Source organism: Pseudomonas sp. MH10, from assembly GCF_034353045.1.
Classification (GTDB): domain Bacteria; phylum Pseudomonadota; class Gammaproteobacteria; order Pseudomonadales; family Pseudomonadaceae; genus Aquipseudomonas.
The window spans coordinates 3,412,437-3,437,670 of sequence record NZ_CP133783.1 but is presented as its reverse complement, the minus strand read 5'-3'; the positions used below and the strand labels follow the sequence as shown (position 1 = coordinate 3,437,670).

General features: G+C 55.3%; 24 protein-coding genes and 3 pseudogenes. 21 read left to right on the top strand and 6 right to left on the bottom strand.

Going from position 1 to position 25,234, the window contains the following annotated elements; translation table 11 throughout:
• Positions 1 to 92: 92 nt before the first annotated feature.
• The 3 genes from RHM59_RS15220 to secB are packed head-to-tail and all read left to right on the top strand — an operon-like array spanning position 93 to position 1,289.
• A complete protein-coding gene (locus tag RHM59_RS15220) occupies positions 93 to 506 on the top strand; it encodes a rhodanese-like domain-containing protein (RefSeq protein ID WP_322167147.1) in 414 nt (137 codons plus the stop codon).
• A 1-nt stretch (position 507) separates the two neighbouring features.
• On the top strand, positions 508 to 762 hold the full coding sequence (gene grxC, locus RHM59_RS15215) for a glutaredoxin 3 (protein WP_322167148.1): 255 nt from the start codon (positions 508 to 510) through the stop codon (positions 760 to 762).
• Between the two features lie 38 nt (positions 763 to 800).
• Positions 801 to 1,289, top strand: a complete 489-nt coding sequence (secB, locus tag RHM59_RS15210; RefSeq protein ID WP_322167149.1) for a protein-export chaperone SecB — start codon at positions 801 to 803, stop codon at positions 1,287 to 1,289.
• A 127-nt stretch (positions 1,290 to 1,416) separates the two neighbouring features.
• Here the strand turns inward: secB and trmL are convergent, their stop codons facing one another.
• Entirely contained in the window at positions 1,417 to 1,872 is a 456-nt protein-coding gene (trmL, locus tag RHM59_RS15205; RefSeq protein ID WP_322167150.1) for a tRNA (uridine(34)/cytosine(34)/5-carboxymethylaminomethyluridine(34)-2'-O)-methyltransferase TrmL, read from the bottom strand.
• Here trmL and RHM59_RS15200 point away from each other — a divergent pair.
• Positions 1,871 to 2,311: a hypothetical protein gene (locus RHM59_RS15200; RefSeq protein ID WP_322167151.1), complete on the top strand. Its 441-nt coding sequence runs from the start codon at positions 1,871 to 1,873 to the stop codon at positions 2,309 to 2,311. The genes trmL and RHM59_RS15200 overlap by 2 nt on opposite strands.
• 308 nt (positions 2,312 to 2,619) lie before the next feature.
• On the opposite strand, the pseudogene RHM59_RS15195 reads toward RHM59_RS15200, so the two are convergent.
• Both RHM59_RS15195 and RHM59_RS15190 read right to left on the bottom strand, forming a co-directional pair.
• Positions 2,620 to 3,143: pseudogene (locus tag RHM59_RS15195) on the bottom strand (ATP-binding cassette domain-containing protein); the annotation flags it as partial.
• A gap of 178 nt (positions 3,144 to 3,321) precedes the next feature.
• Positions 3,322 to 3,457 (bottom strand): annotated as a pseudogene (locus RHM59_RS15190) (ABC transporter substrate-binding protein); the annotation flags it as partial.
• Positions 3,458 to 4,066: 609 nt separating this feature from the next.
• Between RHM59_RS15190 and RHM59_RS15185 the strand changes: the two are divergent.
• Positions 4,067 to 5,449, top strand: a complete 1,383-nt coding sequence (locus tag RHM59_RS15185) for an OprD family outer membrane porin (RefSeq protein ID WP_322167152.1) — start codon at positions 4,067 to 4,069, stop codon at positions 5,447 to 5,449.
• 184 nt (positions 5,450 to 5,633) lie between these two features.
• Here RHM59_RS15185 and RHM59_RS15180 read toward each other — a convergent pair whose 3' ends face one another.
• Positions 5,634 to 6,095, bottom strand: coding sequence for a hypothetical protein (locus RHM59_RS15180; RefSeq protein WP_322184337.1), 462 nt, complete (start codon positions 6,093 to 6,095; stop codon positions 5,634 to 5,636).
• Positions 6,096 to 6,469: 374 nt separating this feature from the next.
• On the opposite strand from RHM59_RS15180, the pseudogene RHM59_RS15175 reads away from it, so the two are divergent.
• From RHM59_RS15175 to RHM59_RS15140, 8 genes and pseudogenes are all read left to right on the top strand, one after another.
• Positions 6,470 to 6,680, top strand: a pseudogene (locus tag RHM59_RS15175) (peroxidase); the annotation flags it as partial.
• A 289-nt stretch (positions 6,681 to 6,969) separates the two neighbouring features.
• On the top strand, positions 6,970 to 7,935 hold the full coding sequence (locus RHM59_RS15170; protein ID WP_322224595.1) for a sulfonate ABC transporter substrate-binding protein: 966 nt from the start codon (positions 6,970 to 6,972) through the stop codon (positions 7,933 to 7,935).
• A 27-nt stretch (positions 7,936 to 7,962) separates the two neighbouring features.
• Complete coding sequence (gene ssuC, locus RHM59_RS15165) at positions 7,963 to 8,760, top strand: aliphatic sulfonate ABC transporter permease SsuC (RefSeq protein WP_322167155.1); 798 nt, start codon at positions 7,963 to 7,965, stop codon at positions 8,758 to 8,760.
• Positions 8,757 to 9,575: an aliphatic sulfonates ABC transporter ATP-binding protein gene (ssuB, locus tag RHM59_RS15160; RefSeq protein WP_322167156.1), complete on the top strand. Its 819-nt coding sequence runs from the start codon at positions 8,757 to 8,759 to the stop codon at positions 9,573 to 9,575. The genes ssuC and ssuB overlap by 4 nt, the downstream gene beginning before the upstream one ends.
• A gap of 25 nt (positions 9,576 to 9,600) precedes the next feature.
• Positions 9,601 to 9,816, top strand: coding sequence for a TOBE domain-containing protein (locus RHM59_RS15155; protein ID WP_297842014.1), 216 nt, complete (start codon positions 9,601 to 9,603; stop codon positions 9,814 to 9,816).
• Between the two features lie 253 nt (positions 9,817 to 10,069).
• A complete protein-coding gene (locus tag RHM59_RS15150) occupies positions 10,070 to 10,312 on the top strand; it encodes a hypothetical protein (RefSeq protein ID WP_322167157.1) in 243 nt (80 codons plus the stop codon).
• A gap of 163 nt (positions 10,313 to 10,475) precedes the next feature.
• Positions 10,476 to 11,996, top strand: coding sequence for an argininosuccinate lyase (locus tag RHM59_RS15145; RefSeq protein ID WP_322224593.1), 1,521 nt, complete (start codon positions 10,476 to 10,478; stop codon positions 11,994 to 11,996).
• A gap of 86 nt (positions 11,997 to 12,082) precedes the next feature.
• On the top strand, positions 12,083 to 13,021 hold the full coding sequence (locus RHM59_RS15140; protein ID WP_322184331.1) for a LysR family transcriptional regulator: 939 nt from the start codon (positions 12,083 to 12,085) through the stop codon (positions 13,019 to 13,021).
• Between the two features lie 5 nt (positions 13,022 to 13,026).
• On the opposite strand, the gene RHM59_RS15135 is transcribed toward RHM59_RS15140, so the two are convergent.
• Both RHM59_RS15135 and RHM59_RS15130 read right to left on the bottom strand, forming a co-directional pair.
• Positions 13,027 to 13,668, bottom strand: coding sequence for a TetR/AcrR family transcriptional regulator (locus tag RHM59_RS15135; protein WP_322184329.1), 642 nt, complete (start codon positions 13,666 to 13,668; stop codon positions 13,027 to 13,029).
• Positions 13,669 to 14,281: 613 nt separating this feature from the next.
• On the bottom strand, positions 14,282 to 15,658 hold the full coding sequence (locus RHM59_RS15130; RefSeq protein WP_297845848.1) for a glutamine synthetase family protein: 1,377 nt from the start codon (positions 15,656 to 15,658) through the stop codon (positions 14,282 to 14,284).
• 277 nt (positions 15,659 to 15,935) lie between these two features.
• On the opposite strand from RHM59_RS15130, the gene RHM59_RS15125 reads away from it, so the two are divergent.
• From RHM59_RS15125 to RHM59_RS15090, 8 genes are all read left to right on the top strand, one after another.
• Positions 15,936 to 16,712: a gamma-glutamyl-gamma-aminobutyrate hydrolase family protein gene (locus tag RHM59_RS15125; RefSeq protein WP_322167161.1), complete on the top strand. Its 777-nt coding sequence runs from the start codon at positions 15,936 to 15,938 to the stop codon at positions 16,710 to 16,712.
• Positions 16,713 to 16,753: 41 nt separating this feature from the next.
• Positions 16,754 to 18,112 carry a glutamine synthetase family protein gene (locus tag RHM59_RS15120; protein ID WP_322167162.1) on the top strand — a complete coding sequence of 453 codons (1,359 nt, stop codon included), beginning with the start codon at positions 16,754 to 16,756 and terminating at the stop codon, positions 18,110 to 18,112.
• 20 nt (positions 18,113 to 18,132) lie between these two features.
• Positions 18,133 to 19,497 carry an aspartate aminotransferase family protein gene (locus RHM59_RS15115; RefSeq protein WP_322224590.1) on the top strand — a complete coding sequence of 455 codons (1,365 nt, stop codon included), beginning with the start codon at positions 18,133 to 18,135 and terminating at the stop codon, positions 19,495 to 19,497.
• Between the two features lie 143 nt (positions 19,498 to 19,640).
• Positions 19,641 to 20,741 (top strand): polyamine ABC transporter substrate-binding protein, encoded by a 1,101-nt coding sequence (locus RHM59_RS15110; protein ID WP_322167164.1) that lies wholly within the window; start codon positions 19,641 to 19,643, stop codon positions 20,739 to 20,741.
• 69 nt (positions 20,742 to 20,810) lie between these two features.
• Positions 20,811 to 21,905 carry a polyamine ABC transporter substrate-binding protein gene (locus RHM59_RS15105; RefSeq protein ID WP_322167165.1) on the top strand — a complete coding sequence of 365 codons (1,095 nt, stop codon included), beginning with the start codon at positions 20,811 to 20,813 and terminating at the stop codon, positions 21,903 to 21,905.
• Positions 21,906 to 21,962: 57 nt separating this feature from the next.
• Positions 21,963 to 23,105, top strand: coding sequence for a polyamine ABC transporter ATP-binding protein (potA, locus tag RHM59_RS15100; protein ID WP_322167166.1), 1,143 nt, complete (start codon positions 21,963 to 21,965; stop codon positions 23,103 to 23,105).
• Between the two features lie 35 nt (positions 23,106 to 23,140).
• Complete coding sequence (locus RHM59_RS15095) at positions 23,141 to 24,022, top strand: ABC transporter permease subunit (RefSeq protein WP_322170648.1); 882 nt, start codon at positions 23,141 to 23,143, stop codon at positions 24,020 to 24,022.
• A complete protein-coding gene (locus RHM59_RS15090; RefSeq protein WP_322167167.1) occupies positions 24,019 to 24,918 on the top strand; it encodes an ABC transporter permease subunit in 900 nt (299 codons plus the stop codon). The genes RHM59_RS15095 and RHM59_RS15090 overlap by 4 nt, the downstream gene beginning before the upstream one ends.
• The last annotated feature ends 316 nt before the right edge of the window (positions 24,919 to 25,234 follow it).

Below are 25,234 nucleotides of genomic sequence, written 5' to 3'. Positions count from 1 at the left end.
GCAAGTTCAAACGGCGTCACTGCCGTACGGGCTTTGGCCGACCTTAGGTGCTGTGTATACTGGCCGCCATTTTAACGCCCTGGAACCTACTGATGGTTGCTCATCTGATTGAATTTGCCACTAACCACTATTTGCTGGCTGGCGCCTTCGCCATTCTGCTCGCGCTGTTGATCGCGACAGAAATCAGCAAAGGTGGCCGCAGCCTCAGCACCCGTGAGCTGACGTCGCTGGTCAACAGTGATCAGGGCGTGGTTATCGACGTCCGTTCTGCCAAGGATTTCTCGGCTGGGCATATTGTTGGCGCCCTAAGCTTCCCGCAAGACAAGGTGATTTCTCGCGTTGCCGAGCTGGAAAAACACAAGGCCAAGACGCTGATCATCGTTGACGCTCAGGGCCAGCACGCGGGCACTACGGCTCGCGAATTGCTCAAGTCCGGTTTTACCGCCGCCAAGTTGTCGGGCGGTATTGCCACCTGGCGTTCCGACAACCTGCCTCTGGTGAAGTGAAATGGCTGACGTCATCGTCTATTCAAGCGACTGGTGCCCTTACTGCATGCGCGCCAAGCAGTTGCTGGAAAGCAAAGGGGTTGCCTTCGAAGAAGTCAGAGTCGATGGCAAGCCTCAGCTTCGCGCTGAAATGACTCAGAAAGCCGGACGTACTTCCGTCCCGCAAATCTGGATCGGCTCAGACCACGTGGGTGGTTGCGATGATTTGTTTGCCCTGGAGCGCGCCGGTAAACTCGACGCGCTGCTTCAGGCTTGAATCCGAAATCCTAAAGAACCTTATAAGAAGGACCTGACATGACTGACCAATCGACCAACAGCGCTGTAGCAGAAGACGCTGAAGCCCCGCAATTTTCCTTGCAGCGCATCTACGTTCGTGACTTGTCGTTCGAAGCACCAAAAAGCCCGGCGATCTTTCGCCAGGAATGGACCCCAAGCGTTGCTCTGGACCTGAATACTCGCCAGAAGCCGCTGGAAGGCGATTTCTACGAAGTCGTGCTGACGCTGTCAGTTACCGTCAACAACGGCGACGAAGTAGCTTTTATCGTTGAAGTTCAGCAAGCAGGCATCTTCTTGATCAAGGGTTTGGACCCGGCCGGCATGAGCCACACGCTTGGCGCGTTCTGCCCAAACATCCTGTTCCCGTATGCGCGTGAAACCATCGACAGCCTTGTTGTGCGCGGTTCATTCCCTGCGCTGATGCTGGCCCCGGTCAATTTCGACGCGCTCTACGCGCAAGAATTGTCCCGCATGCAAGAGTCTGGCGAACCCCAAACTGTGCAATAAGCGGCAGGTTGAACCGAAAAAAGCGCCTTTCGGGGCGTTTTTTTTATTTCTGTAGGAGCCAACCTGTTGGCGAAGCGTCTGGCCTCTCGCCAACAAGTTGGCTCTACAGAGGCCGAGTAACAGCGAATTAAGCGAAATCCAGTTGCCGCCAGGCTTCATACACCGCCACCGCCACGGTGTTTGACAGATTCAAGCTGCGGCAGCCTTCGCGCATGGGCAGGCGCAGGCGGTGATCGCTCGAAAGTGAGTCGAGCACGTCGACGGGTAAGCCACGGCTTTCCGGGCCGAATAGAAAGGCGTCGCCTTTCTCGAATCGTGCATCGTGAAAAGGCCGCGAGCCTTTTGTGGTAAAAGCAAACAGGCGTGGATGGCCGAGCCTTTCAAGGCAACTCGGCAAATCCGCATGAGTCTGGAGATTGGCGTACTCGTGGTAATCGAGGCCTGCGCGGCGTAAGCGCTTGTCGTCCAGTTCGAAGCCTAATGGTTCGATCAAATGCAGGGTGCAGCCACTGTTGGCGCACAGCCTGATTATATTGCCGGTATTCGGCGGAATTTCTGGTTGAAAAAGGATGACGTGAAACATGCACGGCTCCGAATTGAAAGACGGGCTGCATTCTAACCCCGAAGAGGATCCCAGACCGAAACTCTGGCCCAAGGTACTTGGCTCGGTGGCCATCGTGGGTGTGATGGTCGGCCTAATGATCGGTCGGCTGACAGCGCCTGATCCGCTGGAACTGCAGCTGATCGAGCCGGTTGAAGATGGATTGGTGTTGTGGTTCAACGATGAACCGAAAGTGCGGGGTGAGCAGGTGTCAGGTTCGCTTGCGATGTTGTTCAACACGCAAGGTAAAGCGCAAAGGGGTGAGTTCAAATTGAAGGGCAAAGATGTTCGTTGGAGAGTGCAACGTGCGGATGGGGGACTGTTGCTGAACCTGCTGGCGGCCCGCCCTTTGCACGGTGACTGGCACGGTACGAAAGTGGACGGGCGCTGGAGACTGGAGGTTAGTCTCCGAGAGGAATAAAAGAGGGGAATCCCCGGCCTGCCTGTACCAAGGTCCCCAAAACTGGGCTTACTGCGGGTGTTGATGTTGCTCTTGATCAAGCTATTGCAGGGGGCGTGCCAGTTTTTGAATTGTGTGCTGCATAAAGGGTGTTTTCTGTTCGGAAGCCCTTTAATAGAGGGCTATTCGTGGTTTTCGGAAATTTTCGCCGTGGGCGCGGAAAGTTTCGATTGGCCGCTTTTCGAATTTCTCTGCACACAATTTGCGCATTAAAAGGGTGCGAGATCCCAAAGTGATGCATTTTTTAACGATCTTGCTGCTAAGCAGCACTAATGGGACAGGCCGTGCCACGGCACCCGTTTGCGTTGCAGCGCGCGCAGGCCCATCTCCATGGCGAACGCAATCAGGGCGATCACCAAAATGCCCAACACCACGACGTCGGTGACCAGAAACTGCGCGGCTGACTGGACCATAAAGCCAAATCAGCAGCACTTTCGACAATTCACCGATGCCGCAGCAGATAACAATCAGCGGCAGATAGGCCAGTGGTGGGATGGTCGATAAAACTCGATCAGCGGATTAAAAATGCCTCGGGCGATGCGTGGCCACACTTGCAGCAGCAATTTTGCATGTGTTCGCGGGTAAACGCATCGAGGGCGCCAAAAGGTTCGTCTATCAGCAGGACACGCGGATCTGCTGGCAGTGCGCGGGCCAGCTCGACACGTTGGCGCTGACCGCCTGAGAGCTGCCAGATCCGTCGATAATTAAAGTCGGCCAGATAGACCAGGGCCAGCATCTCGCGGGCTTTGACCTCGCGCTGAGCGCGGGGTATGCCGGCGAGTTGCAGGCCGAACCGCTGCGCAGCAGTCGTCAAACCGGCGATTCTATACTTTCATTTGGAACCGGTTCGGCCCGCTGGGACCGGTTCGGTCAAGCGCGACCGGGCCCGCGAGCAAGCCCGCTCATACAATTAATCTAGACAGCTCAATAATTTGTCCGGTGTTTGATGAGTGGTTTGCCGCATTTATTGGAGCGAAGTAAGTCAGCGCTGAGCCCGCCGCTTGGGCAAGACCAGGACGGTGTCGGCAGCATCAGCGCTCATATCGACATTTCCGATATTCAACGATTCGAGCAACGCAAGCCGTTGAGAAATTCATACCCCGACACATCAAGGTGGCTGGTGACGCGCACCTATGAAAAAACTCGTAGATCACGCTGCCGAACGTGGCGGAAAAAAAGCCGATGTGATCTAAAAAATCACCTATCAGTAACATTTTGGCATTAGCATCAGGAAGATGCTGGCGTGACGTTTTGTAATTAATTTGGACGGCGTACACAAACTGTAACGTTACTTTGAGAAATTGGTCGCGATGACACATAAGCGCCCAAAGCCGAAACACAGCTCGAAGGCCACAAATAAGATCCACGTCACGGTTTCCGTAACCGAATTTTCAATTTGGTTATAGGTAGCTGCGTTTTTATTCTATTTTTCGAATAAAAACACAATTTTACGATGGAAAACCGCTATTGGTTTGGGTGGCGACGTTTGATATTCCATAATCGTCTGAAAAAGGACGAAACAGTTCTTTTTCGAATTATGAAATATTATTTAATCTCCATCCAAGATTTGGAGTGGCATTAGACCAAGGTCGGTATGTGACAGTTATGTGTTGACTTGATGGTCACACTTTAGTGCTATTCGCACATCCGGAGTGGAAGGGGCGTCAGATCCCCAAGCCTTGGAACACAAGAATTAGAAACGTAGAGGAGCAAAACATGAACAAGTCAAGCTTAGCGCTGGCTATTGCTGTTGGCGTATTGGCCCAACAAGCAGGCGCTGCAGGATTCCTGGAAGACAGCAAACTCAATCTCAGTTCCCGTACTTTTTACTACGAGAACGACAACCATGCGCCATCCGTTACTCAGAACAACCAGCGTGAAACTGGTGAAGTTCTGAAGCTTGATTACCTCTCCGGTTTCACCCAAGGCGTTATCGGCGTTGGTGTTGATGCTCAGATGCTCTACGGTCTGCACCTTGATGGCGGCGCTGGTCACCACCCGGCTACCGGCAACTCTTTCTGGCCTAGTGAGCATGACGGCACCGCTCAGAGCGACTTGGCTCGCGGCGACGCTAACGTCAAGTTCCGCTACTCGAAAACCGAATTGCACGTTGGTGGCGCCTTGGCACCACAACTGCCAATTCTGCTCTCGAACGACAGCCGCGCAATGCCGCAAAACTTTGACGGTGGCATCATCACCTCAAAAGACATCGACAACGTGACGTTGGTTGCTGGTCAGCTGGAACACTCCACTGGTCGCGCATCGACCAACAGCACCGGCCTGTCGGTTGCTGGTGCGTACAATGACAGCAACCAGTTCCGTTTCGCTGGCGGCGATTGGAAGGTCACTAAAGACCTGACTTTGCAGTACTACCATGCCAACCTGGAAGACTTCTACAAGCAAGACTTCTTGGGCTTGGTCCATGTTCTGCCATTGGGTAATGATCAGTCGTTCAAGACTGACCTGCGCTACTTCAATAGCCGTTCTGACGGTAAAAACAGCAGCGGCACCGCTGGTTATGCGTTCAACAACAACGGCGGCTATGCGGATCACGCAGGCGAAGTTGACAACAACACTTGGAGCACGATCTTCACTTACCAGTTGGGTGGCAGTTCGTTCCTGGCCGGTTACCAGAGTGTTAGCGACAGCGGTGGTTTTGTTCTGCTGAACCAAGGCAGCGTTAGCAATGACGGCAAGACTGCCGGTGCTTTGAACAGCGAAGACAACGGCGGCACAAGCTTCTATCTGTTCACTGACTCCACCGTCAACAGCTTCATCCGCGCAGGTGAGCAAACCAAGTTCGCTCAATATTCTTATGACTTCTCCCGCATCGGCGTTCCAGGCTTGAAAGCTTCGATCTCCTACCTGAAGGGTGATGACATCAAGAGCTCCATCGCGAGCAGCAATAGGACCTTCTCCGAGTGGGAACGTGATGCACGTATCGACTACGTGATTCAGACTGGTTACCTGAAAGGCTTCGGTACCACCCTGCGGACCGGTAGCTACCATGTTGGTGGCGATACAACCGTCGGTAACGGCAGCACCCGCAGCACCGATCAGACCCGTCTGATCTTCAACTACACCTACGCTTTCTTTTGATCGTAGCGAGTTGAAAGAGCCCCGCCTTGTGCGGGGTTTTTTATACCTGGGATTTTGTATTCCCCTTTAGCAAACACGTCTCTGTAGGGCCCAGCTTGTTGGCGATACGGACTGTCAGGCGCACCTCGTTGAACCCACTACAAGTTGGCTCCTAAAAAGGTGATTTGAATGGGTTGGACGGTGCTTATTTGCCGACTACTTTCTGCCAGTCAGTTGCGTCGACGATGCCGGCAACTTTAGGCAGCGCCCCGTCAGCCCTAACTGTTAGAAACGACGCATAGCCGTAATCACCGGTCTTGGATGCGGGCAAATTCATGAGTTTTTCGAGGGCAGTGAAACATTCACTGTGGAAGACCAATACCAAGTTGCGATTCCTCACCTTGTGGCTAAGGGTGTCGGTCAACATGGTTTTCCTGCAGTCGAACAGCCAACTTTGTTCAGCACTGGCGTAATTGAACATAAACCCTGAAGTTCGAGCTGCTCGGGTAAGGGGACTGCTGAAGATGTCAGCGTGACGCACCAGAACAATCATGTCGCCCTTAACCCAATGCGCTTTAAGGTCGGCCAGCTTTGCGGAGCCGGCTTTGGCCAAGTTCGGAAGGATGGCGGGACGGAATAAGGCCCGCGCACGCGACAACGCCCACACACAGCAGCGCAGTCAAGCGAGACTTATATCTTGAGAGATCGGCAAGGCTTACAGCCGTACAGGGCCGGGCAAGTCATAGTCGGAACGCCATTGAACGACTCCTGCGACGCTAGAAACACGCGCCAGGTTGGGTCGTATGGATCTTTTGGATGAAACGTGAACAACGGTCAGATTGGTAATGCACAGGGTGAGGAGTCCGGCTTCACCAACGTTGTGCGTTAATTATGCCGAACCATACGTAAACAGGAGGTGAAACAGGTGTGAAAAATAACGGCTGGTTTGATGACATATGTGAAAGTTTCATTAGGTTTGCTCTTGGTTACTGAGAATAAACGCGCTGAGTTCTACGTTAAGCGCACCCCAAACACCTTGGTCATTTTCCTATCTTGGCGGACGCCAATCGTAAAGTTTCAGACCTGTACGACATGATTCATACAAACGCAATCACACCCTGACCGTGCGTTCTTTGTTCGTGATCGACCCGATTAAAAAATTCGACTGACCATCACTTATCCCGCCAGCACTGGACCTAACTTCCATGACGTTCTGCGAGTAATCGACTCACTGCAGTTGACCGATAACTACTAGGCCGCGACCCGGCGAATGGGCGTCACACCTTATTAGCGCCTGACTCCACAACCTAATCGCTAAGGGTTGGGTGTTGAAGAGGACCGATCATTCGGTCCTTTTTTACGTCTGAAATTGGTGATTTTTTCTTATGCAATTTAAGAATAAACAAATGAAAAAAAGAGATTTAAAGATATAAAAAACTCCTGTTAAGGTCTGTCCCACTTAGCGAAATCGCTAGTCCATCTTACTCGCCCGACAACAGGCAAGCAGGTGCAACCTCATCCTCACAGCAAAGGAGCGCGCCATGCGCACTGCTATTCTGCGTCGAAGCCTGGTCGCTCTGGTTGTTGCGGCTGTCACCTTCGGCACCATCGCCGCCGCCCAAGCAGAAAGCGTGCGCATCGGTTATCAGAAGTACGGCACGTTGGTGCTGCTTAAGGCCAAAGGCTCGCTGGAGAAACGTCTCGCCGCACAGGGCGTGCAAGTGCAATGGACCGAGTTTCTCGGTGGTCCGCAATTGCTAGAAGGGTTGAATGTAGGTTCTATCGATTTCGGCGTGACCGGCGAAACACCGCCAGTCTTCGCCCAAGCGGCTGGCGCTGATTTGTTGTACGTCGCATACGAGCCGCCTGCGCCCACCAGTGAAGCGATTCTGGTGCCCAAGGATTCACCGATCACGTCGGTGAAAGACTTGAAAGGCAAGAAGGTCGTTCTTAACAAAGGTTCCAATGTTCATTACTTGCTGGTGAAAGCGCTGGAAGACGCCGGCCTTAAATACGCTGATATCCAAACTATATTCCTGGCGCCCGCCGATGCGCGAGCTGCCTTTGAGCGTGGCAGTGTTGATGCCTGGGTGATATGGGATCCGTACCAAGCCGCCGCTGAGCAACAGTTGCAAGCGCGCACCCTGCGGGACGGCCAAGGCATCGTGGACAACCACCAGTTCTATCTGGCGACCAAGCCCTACGCCGAACAGCACCCTGAAGTGATTAAAGCCCTGGTCGAAGAAATTCGGGCGGTGGGCAAATGGTCCCAAGCCAATCCTGAAGACGTCACGCAGCAAGTGGCGCCGCTGCTTGGTCTGCCAGTGGACATCACCCGGATTTCAGTAAAACGCCAAGGCTACGGAGCGCAGCTCATCACGCCAGAGGTGGTCGTGGCGCAACAGAAAATCGCTGACACCTTTTATCAGCTCAAGTTGATTCCCAAACCGTTGAGCATCAAAGACGTGATTTGGACTGCTCCCGCTAACGTGGCCAAGGCCCCGTAACTCAACGGCCTTCGAGGAGACAAATCCATGAGCCTTAGCGCTTCGCAAAAAATCATTCACAGACTGGCGCCTTGGGCACTTCCGGTCTTGCTGTTGGCGGTGTGGCAGCTGTCGGTGTCGGCCGGTTGGCTGTCCACCCGCATCTTGCCTGCACCGAGCGCGGTTATCGCGGCCGGCGTGGCACTGGTTCGCAGCGGTGAAATATGGACGCATTTAGCCATTAGTGGCTGGCGCGCCGGTGTCGGTTTTGCCATTGGTGGCGGCATCGGTTTGGCGCTGGGCTTTATCACCGGCTTGTCGAAGTGGGGCGAACGGTTGCTGGACAGTTCGGTGCAGATGATCCGTAACGTGCCGCATTTGGCGCTGATCCCCCTGGTAATTTTGTGGTTCGGCATTGACGAGTCAGCAAAAATATTTCTGGTGGCGCTGGGTACGTTGTTTCCGATTTACCTGAACACCTATCACGGCATTCGCAATGTTGATCCGGCCTTGGTCGAGATGGCGCGCAGTTACGGATTGTCCGGTTTCTCGTTGTTCCGCCAGGTGATTTTGCCGGGTGCGCTGCCTTCGATTTTGGTGGGCGTGCGTTTCGCATTAGGTTTCATGTGGTTGACACTGATTGTGGCGGAAACCATCTCCGCCAGTTCCGGCATTGGTTACTTGGCAATGAACGCCAGGGAGTTCTTACAAACCGACGTAGTGGTGCTGGCGATTCTTTTGTACGCCGTGCTTGGCAAGTTGGCAGACCTGGCAGCGCGTGGTCTGGAGCGTGTTTGGCTCCGCTGGCACCCGGCCTATCAAACAACCAAGGGCGGTGCGGTATGAGCAGTCTCAAGCAAGTACCTCAGCCGCCTAATCTGCTGCGCGGAATTCCGCTGGCAGTGCGCAAATTACGCAAAACCTTCGGCCCGCGTGAAGTGCTCAAAGACGTCGATCTGCATATTCCTGCCGGTCAGTTTGTTGCGGTCGTGGGCCGCAGCGGATGTGGCAAAAGTACGTTGCTGCGGTTGTTGGCGGGGTTGGATAAACCGACCTCCGGCGACTTGCTGGCAGGCTCGGCACCGCTCAGTGACGCCTTGGAAGACACGCGGTTGATGTTCCAGGAAGCGCGGTTGCTGCCGTGGAAAAAAGTCATCGATAACGTCGGCCTTGGTTTGCATGGCAACTGGCGGCCACGAGCCCTGGAAGCGTTGGAAGCGGTGGGCTTGGCCGACCGCGCCAACGAGTGGCCGGCAGCCTTGTCCGGTGGCCAGAAACAGCGTGTGGCGCTGGCCCGCGCATTGATTCATCAACCTCGCCTGTTGTTGCTCGACGAACCACTAGGCGCGTTGGACGCACTGACCCGAATCGAGATGCAGCAGCTGATTGAGCGGCTTTGGCAAAAACATGGCTTCACCGTGTTGTTGGTGACCCATGACGTCAGCGAAGCCGTGGCCATTGCCGATCGCGTCATCTTGATCGAAGACGGTCAAGTCGGTCTGGATTTACTGATAGAGCTGCCGCGCCCCAGGGTCCGTGGCTCGCAGCGCCAAGCTGTGCTGGAAACTGAAGTGTTGAACCGAGTGCTGTTGATACCTGGCACACCGCCTGAACCCGAACCTGTTTCACCATTGCCCACGCAATTGCGCTGGGCTCAATAAACCATCTGCACACAGGAAAATCATCATGACTATCAAAGCGATCAACGTTCGTAACCAGTTCAAAGGCACCATCAAAGAAATTCTCGAAGGCCCAGTGTTGTCGGAAATCGACGTACAGACGCCGTCCGGTATAGTGACTTCGGTGATTACCACCCGCTCGGTCAAGGAGCTGGAGTTGGTCGTTGGCAGTGAAGTAATTGCCTTCGTGAAATCCACCGAGGTGTCCATCGCAAAGCTGTGATTTATGCACGGCTAATAACCCCGAACGGCTAAAGCCCTTCGGGGTTTTTTTGGATTTAAAAGCTAGGTCGTGGTGATTTCTTCGCAGGCTTGCCTGCGAAGGCATTGGATTGGCCGCTGCAAATTCCCATACTTTTGAAGTATCGAAACACCCGCTTTCAGATATTTTTCTTCATGAAACCATCCTGCTAGCATCACCCCTGCCGCGCACATTGCGGTGAGTCTCTTTCCCCGCGCGCGAAGGTCCGATGCCCATGGCAGTTTTTTTGAAATCCCTTACTCCCCTGAGCGCGAGGACTGTTCTGGCAGCGGCGTTATTGACCGGCGCGGTTGGCTCGGCATCCGCGGCGCGCAGTCACAACAACGCCTTCGCCGCCAGCGCCGAGCAAACCATCGAGATCGGTAGCGCAGCCAGCCCTTATCCGTTTGTGGTGTATGCCAATGCCGACCTCAAACAGCCAAGCGCGAGCATCGAGGGCTGGCGCCGAACTTTCTGATTAAATCCGATGCACCTGCCAGTTCGAATGTCCCGCTGTGGCTTAAAGACAGCTGGATTCAAGGCGTCGCCCATGACGCCAACGGTATTTACGCGTCGGACATCGCCGCGCAACGGTTATTCCCGCAACACTAAGATCCAGTGCACCCAGAGCGAAAATAATAATGAAAATAAATAAGCGCGTATTGCCGACCTTGCCGTTTCGTTTGGCGATGATCCCCTTGCTCATGTTGGCAGCGGGACTCGCCCAGGCGGCTGACAAAAAAGAACCGCACGATAACTTTTACTTTCTGGGCGAGATGAACAAGGCCTCCACGGTGATGGTCATCGACACCAAAGTTGTTCCGCCGGAGTTGGGTAAGAAGATCGTGGCCGCGGTCGATCAAGTCATCGTCAACGGCAACAAGCCGGGGGCCGAGCGTCCCGCCGATTACTTGAAGTATGAGCCGCTGATTCTTGCCATCGCTGGCCCCGATGGGTCGCGGATGCACTCTGGCCGTAGCCGCCAGGACATTTTGTCCACCACCCGACGGCTGATGCAGCGCGAGCGTGTGCTGAACCTGCTCGATGAGATGAATAAATCCAAGGCTGAGTTTCTGAAATTGGCCGAAGACAATATCGACACCATCGTGCCGGCGTACACCAACGGCGTGCAGGCGCAGCCGATTACCTATGCGCATTACCTACTCGGCTTCACGTCGGTATTTGACCGCGATGCAACTCGATTCAAAGAGGCCTACGCCCGACTGAACATGAGTCCGCTGGGCTCTGGCGCGCTGGGCACCTCCAGCTTCCCGATTGACCGTAAGCAATTGGCCGCGCTGTTGGGTTTCGACGGCGTTGTGGAAAATTCCTACGATGCGGCGCAGCTAGGGGCGCTGGATACCGGCATCGAACTCACCGGCATTTCCAGCAGTGCAGCGCTGACCATCGGTTTGCTGGTTCAGGATATCCACACTCAATACCATCAGCCTTATCCGTGGATCATGATCACCGAGGGCAAGCTGACCGGCACCAGCAGCATCATGCCGCAGAAGCGCAATCCGTATGGCCTGAACCTGTTGCGCCTGCAAGCCAGTGATGTGGTGGGCGGCGCCATGACCTATCAACTCGAAGCCCACAACGTGACGCCGGGCATGCCTGACTACAAGCGGGATCAGGTGGAAAAGACCCTCGACCAGACGGCCATGTCCTTCACGATGCTGGCTGATTTGTTGAGCAATCTGCAGATCGACAAAGCCCGTGCATTGGAGGAAGTCGATGCCGATTATTCGACCACCACCGAACTGGCGGACATGCTGCAACGCGATTCCGATGTGCCGTTCCGAGTCGGGCACCACTTCGCATCAGATCTGGTGACCTACGGTCGCTTGAACAAGATGAAACCTGCGGACATTCCGTTCTCTGAGGTCCAGCGAATATATGGCGAGGCGCTGAAAGCGTTTAACTTCGAACACGCCCAGTTCCCGTTGACCCAAGCCCAATTCCGCACCTCGCTGACCGCGCAAAACATGATCGCCTCAAGTAAAGGCCTCGGCGGCCCCCAGCGCCCGGAAGTCGAGCGTATGCTGGCGGCAGAAAAGGCCAGCTTGATCGACGATCAAAACTGGGTGAAAACCCAACAACAGAAATTGACCAAAGCCTCGGCTGACCTCGACGCCGCGTTTCACAAAGCGGGGCAGTGATCTGTAGATACCAACGTGTTGGCGAGCTTTAGATTGCCTCGCCAACACGTTGGCTCCTACGGGTGGCCTTCCATTTTAGGAATTTCATGGAACTGCGACACCTACGTTATTTCCTGATGGTCGCCGAAGAGCAGCATTTCACCCGTGCGGCGATGCGCTTGAATATGCAGCAGCCGCCACTGAGTAATCAGATTCGGATACTGGAGCGCGAGCTGGGTTTCGAGCTGTTCAGGCGCCATCCCAAAGGGGTTGATCTGACCGCCGGCGGACAGGTGTTCTTACAGGAAGCCCGGGCGATTTTGAGCCGGGTCGAAGACGGCTCGAAACGTGCCGCCCGCGCCGCCAAAGGCCTGGAAGGTGCGCTCTCCATTGCTTTCACTAGCTCTGCTGCGGCGCACCCGTTGATTCCGAGGATGATTCGTTCCTACCGCGAGCTGTACCCGAGCGTCACGCTGCTGTTAAGCGAAGGTAATGCCGGGGAATTGACCGAAGAAGTCCAGTCGCGCCGCGTGAGCATCGGTATTTTGCGTGCGCCGGTGGCTCATCCCCAAGGCATCACGCTGCATCGATTGCTAAACGAAGAAATGCTACTGGTGCTGCCGGTGGGGCACCGGCTATTACCCGTGACGATTCCCGTTGAGCCCGAACTCCCCAGCGTTTCGCTTAAAGCCTTGGCCGACGAATCCTTCATTTTGGTGCGCAGACGTGGCGCGCCGGGCATGTATTCGAAATTAATCGAGGCCTGCGAGAGCGCGGGTTTCACGCCAAAAATCGCCTTTGAAATCGAGCGCATGCTGACCAACATCAATCTGGTCGCCGCGGGAGCAGGTGTATCGGTGGTGCCCGCTTCAATGCTCGGCTTTCATCGGGACAGCGTGGTGTATTGTCGGATTCAAGGCGCCCGCCCACGGCTGGTGGCGCCGATTACCCTGCTCTGCGGGACTGATGATCTGGAGCCGACGACGCAGAACTTTATCGCGTTGGCCAAAGAACTGGGCCGTAAGCACCGCAAAGAATCCAGCTAGGGATGTCAGTGCTCTAGCCATTCACGCTTGGGCAGATAAGGCGGCAGATACAGCCCCAAATAGGCGTCGAACACGCGCATGCCTTCTTCGGCTAAACGCGGGGTGATCTCGTCATGCAGTTGCACCGAGCGTGCGTATACCCGGTCACCCAGCTCCATCGCCAAGGCAAATACATCCACGTCGTCGGGCATCGCTGGAAGCTGGAAGTGTCGGTTGAACAGCTCGTGCATCAGATGGCCCAGCTCAATGTCGTGCTGACGGTCGGCCTGGGTTACTTCGGTCAGGCCGTGTTGCGCGAGGATCAACTGGCGGGCGGCGGCGTCGGCGCTGTAGATGCTGAGCATTCGTAGCTCGACCACCCGCGACAGGTCACGCCAACTGGTGAGCTGCTCGTGGGCTATCGGCGCTTGCAGGCACGCGCGAAAAGCCGAGTGGACATCGGCGGTCAAGGCTTCGAGCAGGGCAGGTACGCTGGCGAAAAAGTGATACACCGACGACGGCGGAATTTGCGCGCGCTCGGCCACCAGATAAATCGACAGACTGGCCACCCCATCGGCCGCCAGCAGCGTGCGCGCCGCATCAAGGATTGAATCGATGCGCGCCTGACTGCGGGCGCGGGGTTTGCGGGCGGTAACGGGGCGGGTCATGGAAGGTTTCCGGAGCGGGGCCTGTGGGCATTGTACGGGGGGGTTGTCAGTCCGTCATCGTGGGTAAACGCGCTGCTACAACATCCCATGGCCTTGCTCCACTGATCAGAAGTGTAAGGTTCTGCTTGCAATGCGCTTCTTCGTTTTCTAAGATCCTCCCCGTGGAATGCGCATGCCGGTGAACCCTGAAAGGGAGAGTATCCATGCCGCCAAGTAATATTGGCCCTGCCAAAAGCTGTGTTCGCACAGTGGTGGGATAGACCGAAAGGTTAAGAGGCCCGGCCTATAATTCAAACCCTGCCCTAGTTTTCTAGCGCAGGGTTTTTTTATGCCTTTGTTTCGAGTTATTCAAAAATATGGTTCGACGGTAAAAGGTGTAACAGTGAAAACCTCGCCCCATCGGGCGACACAAATTCTGTCATTGTTGCCTCAAACATCCCTTTTTTAACCGCTTCGATATGCCTGTCACGGGCGATGCTTCGTAGCGATTGCCATCTTACAGCAGTTTTTTTTGAGTGCGCGCTTGGCGTTTTTCCCAAGGCAAAATCCGGCAACAGCCACAAAAAAACGCCGCAAGCCCATAAGGCCGACGGCGTTTTTTTACTGCACGGCGTTACACCGTGTGCAGGTACCAGTTGTATTCGAGGTCGGAGATGGAGTGTTCGAACTCTTCCAGCTCACTTTCCTTGCAGGCGACGAAGATATCGATGTATTTCGGGTCGATATAGCGCGCCATGATTTCACTGTCGTCCAGCTCGCGCAGGGCATCGCGCAAGTTGTTGGGCAGGCTTTGTTCGTTCTGCTCGTAGGAGTTGCCTTCTACCGGTGCGCCTGGTTCGATTTTGTTGGTCAAACCGTGGTGTACGCCCGCCAGCACCGAGGCCAGCAGCAAGTATGGGTTGGCATCGGCACCGGCTACCCGGTGTTCGATACGTACGGAGTCGGGTGTTCCGGTCGGTACGCGCAAGGCGACCGTCCGGTTATCCAAGCCCCAGCACGGCGAGTTAGGCACATAAAACTGTGCGCCAAAACGACGGTAGGAGTTGACGTTCGGGCACAAGAACGCCATCGACGCCGGTAGGGTCTCGAGCACACCGCCGATCGCGTGGCGTAACGCGGCGTTCTGCTCGGGATCCTCGCTGGTAAAGATGTTTTTGCCATCGCGATCAAGGATCGAGATGTGGACGTGTAAACCGTTACCTGCCTGACCCGGATAGGGTTTGGCCATAAAGGTCGAGTCCATTTCGTGGTCGTAAGCGATGTTCTTGATCAATCGCTTGAGCAGTACCGCGTAGTCGCACGCTTTGATTGGGTCGGCGACGTGGTGCAGGTTCACTTCGAACTGCGCCGGGGCACTTTCCTTGACGATGGCGTCAGCCGGGATGCCTTGTTCTTTGGCACCTTCCAGAACGTCCTGGAGGCAGTCAACGTATTCGTCGAGGTCGTCGATCAGGTAAACCTGAGTCGAGTGAGGGCGTTTGCCGGAAATCGGCGAGCGCGGTGGCTGGGGACGACCGTTCACGTTCTCCTGATCGATCAGGTAGAACTCAAGTTCGAACGCGGCGCAAATAGTCAGGCCCATTTCATCGAACTTGCTGACGACCTGACGCAGAACTTCGCGGGGGTCGGCAAAGAAGGGTTCGCCTTCTATTTCGTGCATGGTCATCAGCAACTGCGCAGTAGGGCGCTTTTGCCAAGGTTCGTTGCAGAGAGTGCCGGGGATGGGATAGCAGATTCGGTCAGCGTCACCGATGTCCAGACCCAAGCCGGTGCTTTCTACCGTCGAGCCATTGATGTCCAGGGCAAACAAAGAAGCCGGCAAGTTAATGCCTTTCTCGTAAACCTTATGGAGGCTGGTGCGTTCTATGCGCTTGCCGCGCACCACACCATTCATATCTGCAATCAGAAGGTCAACGTACAGAACCTCAGGATGTTCCTTAAGGAACGCGTTCGCTTCGTTAAGCTGAACGGCACGCGGGGGTACCGACATGATGAAACACCTTTGTTGTTAAAAATATCAATCATTGAGCTTTGCGGGTTTCAGTCAATCCGAAAGCCATGATGAAGTCAATAGAGCCTTTTTTTGCCCCAAAAAAGCACTGTAGGGGGCATTTTGCGGCAATTTGGGGCAAAAAAAGCGCATCCGGCCGCTTGGGATATGCGGGGTTGAGCGGGCTGTGTTCTATTTTTTACGGGGGTGTTGTGTAAAAAAATGAACAAGGCTAAGCTCGATTGCAACCCAAAATAGCAATAATACCGGGGGTCCCATGTCTCGCCTGCCGTTAATCGGCGTGACCGCCTGCACCAAGCAGATCGGTCTGCACAGTTATCACATCAGTGGTGACAAGTACGTCCTAGCAGTCGCTGTTGCTGCCAAGGGCCTGCCGCTGATCCTGCCTTCACTGGCCGAGTTACTCGATCCTGCCGACCTTCTTTCCAGTCTTGATGGGCTCCTGTTTACCGGGTCGCCCTCCAATGTCGAACCCTATCACTATAGCGGCCCAGCCAGTTTGCCTGGCACTGCTCATGATCCCGACCGCGACCGCACCACCTTACCGCTGATTCGTGCCGCTGTGGCGGCGGGCGTACCGGTATTGGGCATTTGCCGGGGCTTTCAGGAGATGAACGTCGCCTTCGGCGGCAGTCTGCACCAACAGGTTCACGAAGTTGGAACGTTCATGGACCATCGTGAGCACAGCGACGACCCGCTCGACGTCCAATACGGCCCCAGCCACACGATGCATATCCAGCCGGGCGGCGTTCTCGCGGGCCTCGGCTTGCCGAGTGAAATCGAGGTCAACTCGATTCACGGTCAGGGTGTAGAGCGTCTGGGGCCGGGCTTGCGCGTCGAAGCACGGGCGCCGGATGGGCTGATTGAAGCGATTTCGGTCGAGGCAGGCGCAGGTTTTGCTTTAGGTGTGCAATGGCACCCTGAATGGCAGGTCACCTCGAATCCGCACTATCTTGCGATTTTTCAGGCATTTGGCGATGCCTGTCGAACGCGAGCGACACTACGCGACGCAGACGCGTTAAAGCGTGCCTGAGCCCATTACGGCGCCCAGGTTTTATTACCCCTGAGGTCTTTATGAGTAGCAACCTCGATCAGCTCACGGATTGGTTGAAAGAGCACAAGATCACCGAAGTCGAATGCATGATCAGCGACCTCACCGGAATCACTCGCGGCAAGATTTCACCGACTAACAAATTCATCGCTGAAAAAGGCATGCGCTTGCCAGAGAGCGTGTTGTTGCAGACGGTCACCGGCGACTATGTCGAAGACGACATTTATTACCAACTGCTGGACCCGGCTGACATCGACATGATTTGCCGTCCTGATCAAAACGCCGTGTTCCTCGTCCCGTGGGCCATTGAGCCGACCGCGCAGGTTATTCACGACACCTACGACAAGCAGGGCAACCCCATCGAGTTGTCCCCGCGCAACGTATTGAAGAAAGTCCTGAAACTCTATGCTGACCGGGGCTGGCAGCCGATAGTGGCGCCAGAAATGGAGTTTTACCTGACCAAGCGCTGCGAAGACCCTGACTTTCCGCTGCAGCCGCCAATAGGTCGCTCCGGTCGCCCGGAAACCGGTCGGCAATCGTTCTCTATAGAAGCCGCCAACGAATTCGATCCGCTGTTCGAAGACGTCTACGACTGGTGCGAATTACAGAACCTGGACCTCGACACGCTAATTCACGAAGACGGCACGGCCCAGATGGAAATCAACTTCCGGCACGGCGATGCGTTGTCCTTGGCGGATCAGATTTTGGTGTTCAAACGCACCATGCGCGAAGCCGCGCTCAAACACGATGTAGCCGCCACGTTCATGGCCAAACCCATGACCGGCGAGCCGGGCAGTGCGATGCATTTGCACCAGAACGTCATTGATGTAGCCACCGGCAAAAATATCTTCTCCAACGAAGACGGGACCATGAGTGAACTGTTTCTGTGTCACATCGGTGGCCTGCAAAAATTCATCCCTGAGCTGCTGCCTTTGTTCGCGCCGAACGTCAATTCGTTCCGCCGTTTCTTGCCCGACACCTCGGCGCCGGTGAACGTGGAATGGGGCGAAGAAAACCGTACCGTGGGGCTGCGGGTGCCGGACGCGGGTCCGCAAAACCGTCGCGTTGAGAACCGTTTGCCGGGGGCTGATGCCAATCCGTATCTGGCGATTGCCGCCAGCCTGCTGTGTGGCTTCATCGGTATGGTCGAAGCGATCAACCCCAGTGCGCCGGTGGTCGGTCGAGGTTATGAGCGGCGCAACCTGCGGCTGCCGCTGACCATTGAAGATGCGCTGGAACGGATGGAAAACAGCAAGACCATCGAAAAATACCTTGGCAAGAAATTCATCGTCGGTTACGTCGCGGTCAAGCGTGCCGAACACGAGAATTTCAAGCGCGTGATCAGCTCTTGGGAACGTGAGTTCCTGCTGTTCGCGGTCTGATAAAAACGGAGAAAAGCGGTATGAGCGATAACTCAACACAAACACGCGAATGGCAGGCCCTGAGCCGCGATCATCACTTGGCGCCGTTCAGCGACTACAAGCAATTGCAGGAAAAAGGTCCGCGCATTATTACTCGCGCCAAGGGCGTTTATCTGTGGGACAGCGAAGGCCACAAGATCCTCGACGGCATGGCCGGGCTCTGGTGCGTCGCCATCGGTTATGGCCGCGAAGAACTGGCCGATGCGGCCAGCAAACAGATGCGTGAGCTGCCTTATTACAATTTGTTCTTCCAAACCGCCCATCCGCCGGTGCTGGAGCTGGCCAAGGCCATTTCTGACATTGCGCCTGAAGGCATGAACCATGTGTTCTTCACCGGTTCTGGTTCGGAAGGCAACGACACCATGCTGCGGATGGTCCGCCATTACTGGGCGATCAAGGGCCAACCGAGCAAGAAGATCATCATCAGCCGGGTCAACGGTTATCACGGTTCGACCGTGGCCGGCGCCAGCTTGGGCGGCATGACTTATATGCACGAGCAGGGCGATTTGCCGATCCCAGGCATCGTCCACATCCCGCAACCCTATTGGTTCGGCGAAGGTGGTCAGATGACCCCGGATGAATTCGGGGTCTGGGCCGCAGAACAACTGGAAGCGAAGATTATCGAGCTGGGCGTCAATAACGTGGGCGCGTTTATTGCCGAGCCAATCCAAGGCGCGGGCGGCGTGATCGTTCCGCCTGACAGCTACTGGCCGAAAATCAAAGAGATTCTCGCCAAGTACGACATTTTATTCGTCGCCGATGAAGTGATCTGCGGGTTTGGTCGCACCGGAGAGTGGTTCGGGTCGGATTTCTACGGCCTCAAACCGGACATGATGACCATCGCCAAAGGCCTGACCTCGGGATACATCCCCATGGGTGGCCTGATCGTGCGCGACGAAGTGGTCAAGGTGCTCAACGAAGGCGGTGACTTCAATCACGGCTTCACTTATTCCGGGCATCCGGTGGCTGCCGCGGTGGCGCTGGAAAACATCCGGATCTTGCGCGACGAAAAAATCGTCGAGCGCGTAAAAGCTGAAACGGCACCTTATTTGCAAAAGCGTTTACGTGAGCTGAATGATCATCCGCTGGTGGGTGAAGTTCGGGGCGTTGGGTTGCTGGGTGCGATTGAGTTGGTGAAAGACAAGGCCACTCGCGAGCGCTATGTCGGCCAAGGCGCAGGAATGATCTGCCGGACATTCTGTTTCGATAACGGCCTGATCATGCGTGCAGTGGGTGACACCATGATCATTTCGCCACCGCTGGTTATCAGCTTTGCCGAAATCGACGAGCTGATTACCAAGGCGCGCACTTGCCTCGATCTGACGTTGCATGCATTGCAAGGCTAAGTGCTAGGCTCAGCCGGCAAAAAATAAAAAGGCGGGTTCAGTGGTCTTGAAAGCCCGCCGAAGATCTTGCAAGACTCACGACTGTGTTTCATTAATCAGTCACCGCGACCTAACGGTAGTGTTCTAACAACGGAGCTTCACGCATGAAAATATTTGGCAAGACCCTTCTCGCCTTGTCCCTTGTGGGTGTCGTGGCCGCTGCTGCTCAGGCCGATGACAAAGTGCTGCACATCTATAACTGGTCGGACTACATCGCACCGGACACCATCGCCCAGTTTGAAAAAGAATCGGGCATCAAAGTCGTTTATGACGTCTTCGACAGCAACGAAACCCTGGAAGCCAAATTGCTGGCTGGCAAATCCGGGTATGACGTTGTAGTGCCGTCCAACAACTTCCTCGCCAAGCAGATCAAGGCCGGCGTTTACCTGGAGCTGGACAAGTCCAAGCTGCCGAACTGGAAAAATCTTAACCAGGCCTTATTGGCTACCGTCGGCAAGGCCAGTGATCCGGGCAACAAGCATGCGTTCCCGTACATGTGGGGTTCGATCGGGATCGGTTACAACGCCGAAAAAGTCAAAGCCGCATTGGGCGCAGACGCTCCGGTGGATTCATGGGACCTGGTGTTCAAGCCAGAGAACGCTGCCAAGCTCAAAGGTTGTGGCATCAGCTTCCTCGATTCGCCAACCGAAATGATGCCGGTGGCCCTGCATTACCTGGGTTTCGCGACCGACACTCAAGACAAGGACCAGATCAAAAAAGCTGAACAGCTGTTCCTTAAAATTCGTCCATCCGTGGCGTACTTTCACTCCTCCAAATACATCTCCGACCTGGCCAACGGCAACGTTTGCGTAGCGGTCGGTTACTCGGGTGACGTGTATCAGGCCAAAGCCCGCGCGGCTGAAGCCGGTGACAAGGTCAAAGTCAGCTACTCGATTCCGAAAGAAGGCGCTGGCAGTTTCTACGACATGGTTGCCATTCCTAAAGACGCCGAGAACGTTGAAGGCGCTTACAAATTCATGAACTTCATCATGAAGCCAGAAATCATGGCGGCCATCACCAACAGCGTGCACTTCCCGAACGGCAACGCAGCGGCCACCGCTCTGGTTGATAAAGACATCACCAGCGACCCAGGCGTTTATCCACCGGCTGAGATCCAGGCAAAACTGTATGCCATCAGCGATTTGCCAGCCCCTACGCTGCGCTTGCTGACCCGCAGCTGGACCACTATCAAATCCGGTAAATAACGGCTTTCTGTAGGAGCCAACACGTTGGCTCCTACAGAGGTTGATGTCCTCATGGAAAGGACCACTTCAATGCATCTTTCTTTATTTCGCAAAACCATGCTGGCGGGAGCAGGCCTGACCTTGGCGGTCGGCGCTTATGCGGCACCCACTGTGCATATTTATAATTGGTCGGATTACATCGGCGAAACCACGCTGGTGGATTTCGAAGCGGCGACTCATATCAAACCGGTGTACGACGTTTTCGATTCCAATGAGACCCTCGAAGGCAAGCTGCTCGCCGGGCATACCGGGTACGACGTAGTGGTGCCGTCCAACCATTTTCTGGGCAAGCAGATCAAAGCTGGCGCCTTTCAGAAACTCGACAAATCCCAACTGCCCAACTACGCCAATCTTGATCCGGCGTTGCTCAAACGTCTGGAAAAGAATGATCCAGGCAACCAATACGCAGTGCCGTATCTATGGGGCACCAACGGCATCGGCTACAACGTCGATAAAGTGAAGGCGGTGCTGGGTGTCGATAAAATCGACTCCTGGGCCATGCTGTTCGAGCCGGAAAACATCAAGAAACTTTCAAAATGCGGCGTCGCTTTTCTCGACTCAGCCGATGAGATGATTCCCGCCGTGCTCAACTACATGGGCCTGAAACCGAACAGCGAAGACCCCAACGACTACGCCAAAGCCGAGGCGAAATTACTGGCGGTACGGCCTTACATCACCTACTTCAACTCGTCGAAATACATCACGGACCTGGCCAATGGTGACATTTGCGTCGCCGCCGGTTTTTCCGGTGATGTGTTCCAGGCTCGGGCCCGCGCGGCGGAGGCCGGTAAAGGCGTGAAAATCGCCTACGCGATCCCGAAAGAGGGCGGCAATCTGTGGTTTGACATGCTCGCCATCCCCCGCGACGCGAGTAATGTTAAAGAAGCCCATGCGTTCATCAACTATTTGCTGAAACCTGAGGTGATCGCTCAGGTCAGCGACACCGTCGGTTACGCCAACCCGAACCTAAAGGCTGACGAACTGATGGATCAAAAGGTACGGACCGACGCTGCGGTTTACCCACCGCAAGAGGTACTGGACAAGCTCTACGTCAATGCTGAATTGCCGCCTAAGGTGCAACGATTGATGACCCGCAGCTGGACCAAGGTCAAGTCGGGCAAATAAAAAATCCTGGCCCGGCTGTGTTGGTCGGGCTGAAAATTTTGTTGGGAGTTCCACCACATGGCAGTTGCCTCCGGCGCCTATAAGAAAGCCCTCGAAGGAGATCAGCAACCTAAACAGGTGCTGGTCAAAATCGACCGGGTTACGAAGAAGTTCGATGAGACGATTGCCGTGGACGACGTGTCCCTGCAGATCAACAAGGGCGAGATTTTCGCCTTGCTCGGCGGATCGGGTTCAGGGAAGTCCACGTTGCTGCGCATGCTTGCGGGTTTCGAACGACCAACCGAAGGCCGAATCTACCTCGACGGCGTGGACATCACTGACATGCCGCCGTACGAGCGGCCGATCAACATGATGTTCCAGTCCTACGCGCTGTTCCCCCACATGACTGTGGCGCAGAACATCGCCTTCGGTTTGAAACAAGACAAAATTTCCAGCCAGGAAATCGACGCCCGTGTCGCAGAGATGCTCAAGCTGGTGCAGATGAGCGAGTACGCCAAGCGCAAGCCGCATCAGCTGTCTGGTGGCCAACGGCAGCGGGTGGCCTTGGCGCGCTCGTTGGCGAAAAAGCCGAAGTTACTGCTCCTCGATGAACCGATGGGCGCACTGGATAAAAAACTGCGCTCGCACATGCAACTCGAATTGGTGGAGATCATCGAGCGAGTCGGCGTGACGTGCATCATGGTGACCCATGATCAGGAAGAGGCCATGACCATGGCCCAGCGCATCGCGATCATGCACTTGGGCTGGATCGCGCAGATCGGCAGCCCGATCGACATCTACGAAACCCCCACCAGCCGTTTGGTGTGTGAATTCATCGGCAACGTCAATCTGTTCGAAGGCGAAGTCATCGACGACGCCGAAGGCCATGCGCTGATCGCAAGCCCAGAACTGGAACGTAATATCTACGTCGGCCACGGCATCAGTACCTCGGTGGAAGACAAGCGCATCACCTACGCAATTCGCCCTGAAAAGCTGCTGGTCACTACTGAAATGCCGACCTGCGAACACAACTGGTCCAGGGGCAAGGTGCATGACATCGCTTACCTGGGCGGGCATTCAGTGTTCTACGTGCAACTGCCGTGCGGCAAGCTGGTTCAGTCGTTCGTGGCCAATGCCGAGCGTCGTGGCGCGCGGCCGACCTGGGATGACGAAGTTTACGTCTGGTGGGAAGACGACAGCGGCGTGGTACTGCGCTCATGAAAAATCAGAAATTTCAGCGCGCACTCACTCGAATAATTCCCGGTGGCCGGCAGATGGTCATTGGGGTGCCCTTTATCTGGATGTTCCTGTTTTTCATGCTGCCGTTCATCATCGTGCTTAAGATCAGCTTTGCTGAGGCAGACGTCGCGATCCCGCCGTACACCGAGATTTTCAGCTTCGTAGAACAGAAGTTCTCGATGATTCTGAACCTGGGCAATTACGCGATGCTGGGCGACGACGAGTTGTACATCGCCGCTTACCTGGGCTCGCTGAAAATGGCGTTTTTCAGCACGCTGTTGTGCCTGCTGATCGGTTACCCCATGGCTTACGGCATCGCGACGGCGAAAAAGGAAAGCCAGACCGTTTTGCTGCTGCTGATCATGATGCCAACCTGGACCGCGATCCTGATTCGAGTCTATGCGTGGATGGGCATTCTCAGTAACAACGGGCTGCTCAACTCATTTCTGATGTGGCTGGGGCTGATCCATGAGCCGCTGCAAATCCTCAATACCAATTTGGCGGTGTACATCGGCGTGGTCTATTCGTACCTGCCGTTCATGATTTTGCCGCTGTTTGCCAATCTGGTGAAACACGATCAAAGCTTGCTGGAAGCGGCGTCGGATTTGGGCTCCAGTACGTTTAACAGCTTCTGGAAGATCACTGTGCCGCTGTCGAAAAACGGAATCATCGCCGGTTGCATGCTGGTCTTTATTCCCGTGGTCGGCGAGTTTGTGATCCCGGAACTGTTAGGCGGCCCCGAGACGTTGATGATCGGCCGAATCCTCTGGCAAGAATTCTTCAACAACCGTGACTGGCCAGTGGCATCGGCGTTGGCGGTGGTCATGCTGGCGATCCTGATCGTGCCAATTATTCTGTTTAACCGCAGTCAGGCCAAAGAACTGGAGGCGAAAGCATGAAGGCGTTCAGGTTCTCAAACGTGATGCTGGTGCTGGGCCTGGTATTCATTTATGCGCCCATGGTCATCCTGGTTATTTACTCGTTCAACGCCTCCAAGCTGGTGACGGTGTGGGGCGGTTGGTCGATCAAGTGGTACGTCGGTCTGCTGGATAACACGCAATTGATGAGCGCGGTGGCGCGTTCATTGGAAATCGCGTGCTACACCTCTGTCGCCGCCGTGGCATTGGGCACAATGGCGGCGTTCGTGCTGACCCGTATCGCCAATTTCAAAGGCCGCACCTTGTTCGGTGGGCTGGCGACCGCGCCATTGGTGATGCCGGAAGTGATCACCGGTCTGTCGTTGTTGCTGTTGTTTGTGTTCATGGCGCAATTGATTGGCTGGCCGCAGGAGCGCGGCATCGTCACCATCTGGATAGCCCACACCACGTTCTGTTCGGCTTATGTGTCAGTGGTGGTGTCGGCACGCTTGCGCGAGCTGGACCTGTCCATCGAAGAGGCGGCCATGGACCTTGGTGCGCGGCCATGGAAGGTGTTTTTTCAGATCACCATTCCGATGATCGCGCCGTCGCTGGCGGCAGGGGCCATGATGTCGTTTGCCCTGTCGCTGGATGATTTGGTGCTCGCGAGTTTCGTCTCCGGGCCAGGATCAACCACCTTGCCGATGGAAGTGTTCTCGGCTGTGCGTTTGGGGGTTAAACCGGAAATCAACGCAATTGCCAGCTTGATCCTTTTGGCGGTATCGATTGCGACGTTTATGGTCTGGTTCTTTACCCGTCGAGCTGAAGACTCGCGTAAACGCGCCATCCAATTGGCTATCGACGAGGCCGCGGCCGACTCATGGAAACAACCCGACCCACGCCGCGCACCCGCGCCAAAGGCCGTAGAACCGGCGTAAGTCAGAGGTTTCCAGCGACTGTGGGAGCGAATTCATTCGCGAATGGCTTGATGCGGTGTACCAGATAGACCGCTTCCCGAATAAATTCGGTCCCACGGATTCTGGCGACACACACAAAGTTCTGTAGGCGCTGCGCAAGGCTGCGATCAGATGTTCAGTGCCTACTATTCTGTGTCTGCCGAAATCTCTGTGGGTGGCTTGCCAACGAAAGCGTCAATGCAAGCGACCCAGGTTTCAGGTCGACATCAGCGGCGCGATTACCCGGCCTCTTGCAGGCAAGCCTGCTCCCACAGGATTTGCGGCTGCTTGCTATCAA